The organism is Actinophytocola sp., from assembly GCF_035942955.1.
In the GTDB taxonomy this organism is placed as follows: Bacteria; Actinomycetota; Actinomycetes; order Mycobacteriales; family Pseudonocardiaceae; genus DASYTH01.
This window is the reverse complement of sequence record NZ_DASZCQ010000040.1, coordinates 53,674-59,920: the sequence shown is the minus strand read 5'-3', so window position 1 is coordinate 59,920 and position 6,247 is coordinate 53,674. Positions and strand designations below refer to the sequence as shown.

The following is a 6,247-nucleotide window of genomic DNA, read 5'->3' as shown; positions in this document are numbered from 1 at the left end:
CCGCCGACCCGGAGGGCGAGCTGGACTTCCGGTTCACGCGCCAGGAGCTCGTGCTGGAGCCGGACAGCACGGCGTTCGTCCGGCTGGTGGCCCGGCCGCGGGACCGGTTCCTGCGCGGGCAGCCCGTGCGGCACCGGTTCGCGGTGTCGGTCGCGGCCCCCGACCGCCCGCCGATCACGGCCGAGGCGACCATGACGCAGCGCCAGCTGCTGCCCAAGTGGCTGGTGCCCGCGCTGATCGCGCTGCTGGCGCTCGCGCTCGTGCTGGCCGGGATGTGGTTCTTCGTACTGCGGCCGGCGGTGCGCTCGGCCGCGGGCGACGCCGCCGCGCGCCAGGCCGCGGAGGTCAAGCAGGTGGCCGAGAACGCCAAGCAGGAGGCGGGCGCGGCCAAGCAGGAGGCGGGTGCGGCCAAGCAGGACTCCGGGCAGGCCAAGCAGAACGCCGATCGCGCGCTGACCGAGCTGGGGATCGACCCGTCGGCGCCGCCCACCACGAGCACCGGTCCCCGGCCGCCGCTGGCCGGCGGGGATCCGACCGACTTCCGGGTCGCCGCCGACGCGCCGATCGACACGAACGCAAGGCGGTTCCGGGAGTTCAGCTTCACCCCGCCGGACGGCAAGAAGCTCGTGGTCACCGACGCCATTCTGCAGAACCCCCGCAGCGACAGCGGAACCCTGCGCCTGCTGCGCGCCACAGCCACCGGGCAGGAGCTGATGCTGGAGGTCGGGCTCGGCAACTTCCGCGACCTCGACCACCACTGGGTGCAGCCCATCGTGTTCGACGCCGGGGAGCGGGTCGTGCTCGCGGTCAGCTGCCAGAACCCCACCGACAAGGGCAACTGCACGCCGGCGGTGTTCTTCTCCGGCCGGCTGCAGGGCTGACCGGTGCGGTCAGATCAGGCCTTCCCGCAACGCGAACGCGACCGCGTGCGCGCGGTTGCGCAGCTGGAAGCGACCGGTGATGTCGTGCAGGATGCCCTTCACCGTGCGCTGGGAGTAGCACAGCTTCTCGGCGATCTCGCGGGTCTCCAGCCCGTCGGCCACCATCCTGAGCACCTCGGCCTCCCGTGCGGAGATGCCCGCGAGATCCCAGCCCCGCGGCGAAAGGACCTGGTGCTGCAACCGGGAAACCCGGTGCAGCAGGCGGCGGAGCAGGTCCGGCGGCAGCGCGCCGTCGCCGGACGCGGTCGCCTTGATCAGCTTGACCAGGGTGTCCGGCGACGCCTCGCTGCGGCGGATCACCGCGGACACGCCGATGCTCACGGCCTCGAGCAGGTCCGCGTCGCTCATGTCGCCGGCCACCAGGACGACGCTGCGGCAGCCCTGGATCTGCAGCCGGCGGAACAGTTGACGGGTCTCGTCGTCCCACCCCTCGGCGACGACCAGCATCACCGTGCGCTCGTCCGGTGTGGCCGCCGCCTCGCCGTTCTCGACGAGACGGATCTCGGGCCGGGTGCGCAGGGCGGACACGATTCCGGCGCGGGTGATGACGTCTGTCGCGTGCAGAACGACGCGCGTCTGGTCGGTGCTCATCACGAGACCGTCCCCTCAATACAGTGATCGTCTTGCTGTCTGACAAATATCGTTGCCGCTGCGCCGTCCCGAGACCAGGGACCGAGGCCCCCATTCGGTCCCGCTTTCCGTATCCCGGGATGTCCTACGTTCGCATGGGACTCGCCCGGGTCAGCCCAGGCCGGCCGCGCGGGCTCGTTTGACGGCTTGCTTCCGGTCGGTGACGTCGAGCTTGCGGAAAATGCTCGTGATGTGGTTGCGCACGGTTTTCGGGCTCACCACGAGAATGTCGGCGATGGCCGCGTTGGACGCGCCCCGGACCATGAGGGCGAGCACCTCGCGCTCCCGTCCGGTCAATCGCGACATGCTCTCGTCGGAATGCGCCGGCACGTCGGCGAAAATGGTGGGCACATGGGACGCGACGGGCTGCCCGAAGATCACCTCGCCGTTGCCGACGGCCTGCACGGCCCGCACGATTCCGTCCGGTCCGGTCGTTTTCAGGATGTACCCGCGGGCGCCCGCGCGCAGCGCGGCGAGCACGTGCTCGTCGTCGTCGAACATCGTCAGCACCAGGACGCCGACGCCCGGTCGCGCCCGCACGATTCGCTCGGTGGCCTCGACGCCGCCGAGGTCGGGCAGGCTCAGATCCATCACGACGACGTCCGGCTCCAGTGTGGCCGCCGCGGCCACCGCCTCCGCGCCGGTCGCCGCCTCACCGGCCACCTCGAGTCCCGGCACCGAGCTCAGCAGCGCGCTCAGCCCGAGGCGGAACGTGGAATGGTCGTCCACGATCAGGATTCGTCGAACGACCGGCACGGCGTCAATTCCCGTGCACCGGGAACGTGGCCGCGATCCTGGTTCCGCCCCGCGCTCCCGGCTCGACCGCCCACTCCCCGCCGAGCTCGACGGCCCGGTCCCGCATCGACCGCAGCCCGATTCCGGACCACGGCGGGGCCGCGCCGCCCGGAATGCCGATTCCGTCGTCGACGACCTCGACCTCGAGGTCGCCGTCGAGCCGAATGGACACGACGCAGGACCGCGCGTGGGAATGCTTCGCCGTGTTGGTGAGCGCCTCGCAGATGATGCGGTACACCGCCATGCGGACGCGCGGGGTCAACGAGGAAAGATCGCCCCGGGTGTGCACCTCGATCCGGAGCTGCTCGCCGCCGGCGCCGGACACCCGGCTGCTCAGGGCCATGGCATGCAGCCGGATCGCCTCGATGAGATCGAGTTGGTGCAGCGCGTTCGGCCGGATCTCGTCGGTCAGCCGGCGCAACTCGGCGATCGCGCCCTGCAACTCGTCCTCCAATTGCGCCAGCAACCGTGCGGCCGACTTCTCGTCGCGGCCGGACAGATTCCGCACGGCGCGTAAACCAAGCGCCATGCCGGTCAGGATCGGACCGATACCGTCGTGGATCTCGCGGAGCACCCTGAGCCGCTCGGAACGCACGGTTCCGGTCTGCCGCGGTATGGCCTGTTCCTGGCGCATGTGCCCCCTTTCCGCAACTCTTCGTATCGCCTCGTACCAGGTCTGATGTTTCGGCGGAGCAACTGATACGACCCATTCGGAGTAACTACGCTACACCGAGTAGAACTGGACAATTCCCGCTTGTGATGCGAGCGACTCCGACCACGTCCATGAGGGCAAATGAGACTGTCCGCACGCACGTTCCCGCGCCCTCCTCCCGCCGCCGCGCGATGCGCCACCCTGGACGGTGGACGACTCGGACGCGAGAGGCCACGATGCGCGGACACGAACACGACCACGATCTCGACTCGGGCTTTCGCCCCAAGGGCGACCGGATCGAGCGCGACGACCACGATCTCCTCGGCCGGGCGGCCGCGAGCGGGCGCACCGACGTGCTCGGGCCCGCGGGCCTGCTCGGCCTCCAGCGTGCCGTCGGCAACGCCGGGACCGGCGCGCTCGTCGACGAGGACCGCTCCCCGGTGCACGACGTGGTCGGCTCCGGCGGCGGCGCGCCGCTGCCCGCCGACACGCGCGCGGACATGGAAGCCCGCTTCGGCCAGGACTTCGGCGACGTGCGGGTGCACAACGACACCGCCGCGCACGAGTCCGCGCGCTCGGTCAACGCGCACGCGTACACGGTGGGCTCGAACATCGTGTTCCAGCGCGACAAGTACGACCCGTCGTCCGACGCCGGCAAGCACATGCTCGCCCACGAGCTCACCCACGTGGTCCAGCAACGCAGCGGCCCCGTCGACGGCACCGACGCCGGCGGCGGCATCCGCGTCAGCGACCCCTCCGACCGCTACGAACGCGAGGCCGTCGCCACCGCCGACCAGGTGATGTCGGCGCCGGGCACGCCGGCGGTGTCCCCGTCGGCCCCCGCCGTGCAGCGCGCCGAGGAGGCGCCCGCGGAGGAGGAGACGCCCGAGGAGCCGGCGGCCCAGACCTTCGTCCAGCGCGCCGAGGAGGAAGAGGCGGCCGAGTAGACCCCGCGGATGTGACACGGCGTTGGTCGCGCCCCGGGAGCAGGGGCTGCTGCCGAGGTCGGAGTCCGAGCCGCCGTAGCCGGCACTGCGCTCCGGACCGGAGCCGACATCGGTGCTCGCCGGGTCGGTGTCGTTCTGGTCGGGCGTGGCGTCGCTCGGGTCGGAGATCCCGTCCCGGCTCGTGTCCACATCGGACGAACCGCCGGGCTCCCAGCCGAGGCCGGCGACGGGGCGGAGCCGGAGCTGGAGCCGGAACCGCCGTAGCCCGCGTCGCCCTCCGGGCCGTCGCCGATGTCGCCGCTGGCCGGGTCGGTGTCGTTGTGGTTGGGCGTCGCGTCCTCCTGGTCCGGAACCCCGGTCCCGGTCCGGCAAGGCGGCGCGGCGCGCGGCCTCGGCCGCCGCGGCCCGCTGCAGCGCGGACTCCTCGGCCTGCCGGCGAGGCGCCTCCTGCGATTGTGCGCCATCCAGTTCTCGGTCCGCGCGGTTGCGGTTGTCAGCCCCATGCCGACCATTTACCCGAGCCCGTCGGCGTGCCAGGGTGGGCCGGTGTCCTCGATCATCGCCCTTGCGGGCAGCCCGTCGGCCGACTCGCGCACGGTGGCGCTGACCGAGCAGCTGGCCGAGTGGCTGCGCGGTCACGGCCACGCGGTCCGGGTGGTGCGGGTGCGGGACCTGCCGGCCGAGGCGCTGCTCGGCGCGGACGCCGGTGATCCGGCGATCGCGGAGGTGATCGCGGCGGTGGCCGAGGCCGACGGGGTCATCGTGGCCTCCCCGGTGTACAAGGCCGCGTACTGCGGGGTTCTGAAAGTGTTGCTGGACCTGCTGCCGCACATGGTGTTGGCCGGCAAGGTGGTGCTGCCGGTGCTCACCGGCGGCGGCCCGGTGCACATGCTGGCCCTGGACTACGCGCTGCGGCCGGTGCTGCAGGCGCTCGGCGCGCACCACGTGGTGCCGGGCGCTTTCGTGGTGGACAAGCACATCGAGCGAACCCCGGACGGCGTGCGCCTTGCGCCGGAGGCCGAACCCGGCCTGACCCGGGTGGTCGACAAGTTCTCCGCCGCGCTTACCTGAACGTCCACCCTGGAATATCCAATGTGGACGATCAGGCCGGGCCGAGCAGGAGGTCGGCCATCGCCGAGCCGAGCCATCTCTCGTAGCGGTCCCAACTCCAGCCGCGGCGGTTGACCAACCGGTCGGTCAACTCGGCCGCGGTGAGGGTCCACAGGATGTCGGCCGCGGTCTGGACATCGAGCCCGTCGCGCAGGCCGAACCGCTTGGCCACGTGACCGGCGATGCCCCGGGTGGCGGTGGCCCGTTCGGTCTCGATGGTGTCGGCGAACGTGCGCAGGTCGTGATCTCCGGTGGCGGCCTGAGCCAGCATCGCGGTGATCAGCGGGAGGACGCGCTCGCCGAGCACGCGTCCCATGACGGCGTACCGAGCCAGGCACTCGCGGCCGTCGCCGGCCTCGAGCACGGCGCGCGCGATGGGCCGTTCGGCCATGGGGATCGCCTCGTCGTCGCCGGCGAGGGTGACGTCGTAGACGGTCTTGAGCAGCACGGGTTTGCCGCCGACGAGGTTGTAGATCGTCTGCACGCTGACCCCGGCCGCCTCGGCGACGGTGGTCAGCGTCGTGCGGAGATAGCCGCGCTGGGTGAACAGGTCCCGCGCGGCGTCCAGGATGCGCCCGCGGGTCGCCGCGGTCTGCTCGTCACGCAGCCCCATCGAGTAGCGGCGGGTGCCGGCCACACAATCTCCTTGACTTTGGTTGGAATTATCTTCAAACTGATTGAACGCAATTCCATCGTATCCGAGGACGGTACCTCATGACACCTGCGGAACGCGCCGCGGCCGAGATCTTCGAGATCTTCACCTCCGGCGACTACGAGCGGATCCGGGACCTGGTCACCGACGACTTCGTCGACCACGGCGCCCCGCCCGGCCTGCCACCGGGCCCGGACGGCTACATCGGCGTGCTGCGCTTCCTCAAGGAGGTCATGCGGATCCGCTACGAGGTGCACGACGTCGTGGCCGCCGGCGACAAGGTGGCGATCCGCGCCACCGTGCACGGCGTGCACAACACCGACCACCTCGGCGTGGCGGCGACCGGGAAGCCCTACGCCATGCACACCATGCACCTTTACCGCGCTGAGGGCGACCGGCTGGCCGAGCACTGGGGCGTGCGCGACGAGCACGGCGTCCTGGTCCAGGTCGGCGCGCTGCCCGCGCCGACCCTCCCGTCACCCCTGGCCGTTCGGCACCGATAACCAGGTGGTGTGGAGAG

The 6,247-nt window shown here is 71.4% G+C and carries 8 protein-coding genes; 4 read left to right on the top strand and 4 right to left on the bottom strand.

Annotation, left to right across the window (positions count from 1 at the left end; genetic code table 11):
- The coding region (locus tag VGX25_RS03670) for a hypothetical protein (RefSeq protein WP_326916138.1) at positions 1-881 on the top strand (881 nt) is incomplete at its 5' end.
- Positions 882-890: 9 nt separating this feature from the next.
- Here VGX25_RS03670 and VGX25_RS03665 read toward each other — a convergent pair.
- The 3 genes from VGX25_RS03665 to VGX25_RS03655 all read right to left on the bottom strand — a co-directional run bounded on the left by VGX25_RS03665 (position 891) and on the right by VGX25_RS03655 (position 3,000).
- Positions 891-1,532 (bottom strand): helix-turn-helix transcriptional regulator, encoded by a 642-nt coding sequence (locus VGX25_RS03665; protein ID WP_326916137.1) that lies wholly within the window; start codon positions 1,530-1,532, stop codon positions 891-893.
- A gap of 150 nt (positions 1,533-1,682) precedes the next feature.
- Positions 1,683-2,327, bottom strand: coding sequence for a response regulator transcription factor (locus tag VGX25_RS03660; RefSeq protein WP_326916136.1), 645 nt, complete (start codon positions 2,325-2,327; stop codon positions 1,683-1,685).
- A gap of 4 nt (positions 2,328-2,331) precedes the next feature.
- Positions 2,332-3,000 (bottom strand): sensor histidine kinase, encoded by a 669-nt coding sequence (locus VGX25_RS03655; RefSeq protein WP_326916135.1) that lies wholly within the window; start codon positions 2,998-3,000, stop codon positions 2,332-2,334.
- 254 nt (positions 3,001-3,254) lie between these two features.
- On the opposite strand from VGX25_RS03655, the gene VGX25_RS03650 reads away from it, so the two are divergent.
- Together VGX25_RS03650 and ssuE are read left to right on the top strand one after the other, a co-directional pair.
- On the top strand, positions 3,255-3,965 hold the full coding sequence (locus tag VGX25_RS03650) for a DUF4157 domain-containing protein (RefSeq protein WP_326916134.1): 711 nt from the start codon (positions 3,255-3,257) through the stop codon (positions 3,963-3,965).
- 291 nt (positions 3,966-4,256) lie between these two features.
- Positions 4,257-5,036 carry an NADPH-dependent FMN reductase gene (ssuE, locus tag VGX25_RS03645; protein ID WP_326916133.1) on the top strand — a complete coding sequence of 260 codons (780 nt, stop codon included), beginning with the start codon at positions 4,257-4,259 and terminating at the stop codon, positions 5,034-5,036.
- Between the two features lie 31 nt (positions 5,037-5,067).
- Here ssuE and VGX25_RS03640 read toward each other — a convergent pair whose 3' ends face one another.
- Complete coding sequence (locus tag VGX25_RS03640; protein ID WP_326916132.1) at positions 5,068-5,712, bottom strand: helix-turn-helix domain-containing protein; 645 nt, start codon at positions 5,710-5,712, stop codon at positions 5,068-5,070.
- Between the two features lie 77 nt (positions 5,713-5,789).
- Between VGX25_RS03640 and VGX25_RS03635 the strand changes: the two genes are divergently transcribed.
- Positions 5,790-6,230: an ester cyclase gene (locus VGX25_RS03635; protein ID WP_326916131.1), complete on the top strand. Its 441-nt coding sequence runs from the start codon at positions 5,790-5,792 to the stop codon at positions 6,228-6,230.
- Positions 6,231-6,247 lie beyond the last annotated feature (17 nt).

Coding starts and splice junctions, on each gene's coding strand:
- VGX25_RS03665 (WP_326916137.1), bottom strand. CDS start 1,532: ATGAGCACCGACCAGACGCGCGTCGTTCTGCACGCGACAGACGTCATC.
- VGX25_RS03655 (WP_326916135.1), bottom strand. CDS start 3,000: ATGCGCCAGGAACAGGCCATACCGCGGCAGACCGGAACCGTGCGTTCC.
- VGX25_RS03650 (WP_326916134.1), top strand. CDS start 3,255: ATGCGCGGACACGAACACGACCACGATCTCGACTCGGGCTTTCGCCCC.
- ssuE (WP_326916133.1), top strand. CDS start 4,257: ATGTCGCCGCTGGCCGGGTCGGTGTCGTTGTGGTTGGGCGTCGCGTCC.
- VGX25_RS03635 (WP_326916131.1), top strand. CDS start 5,790: ATGACACCTGCGGAACGCGCCGCGGCCGAGATCTTCGAGATCTTCACC.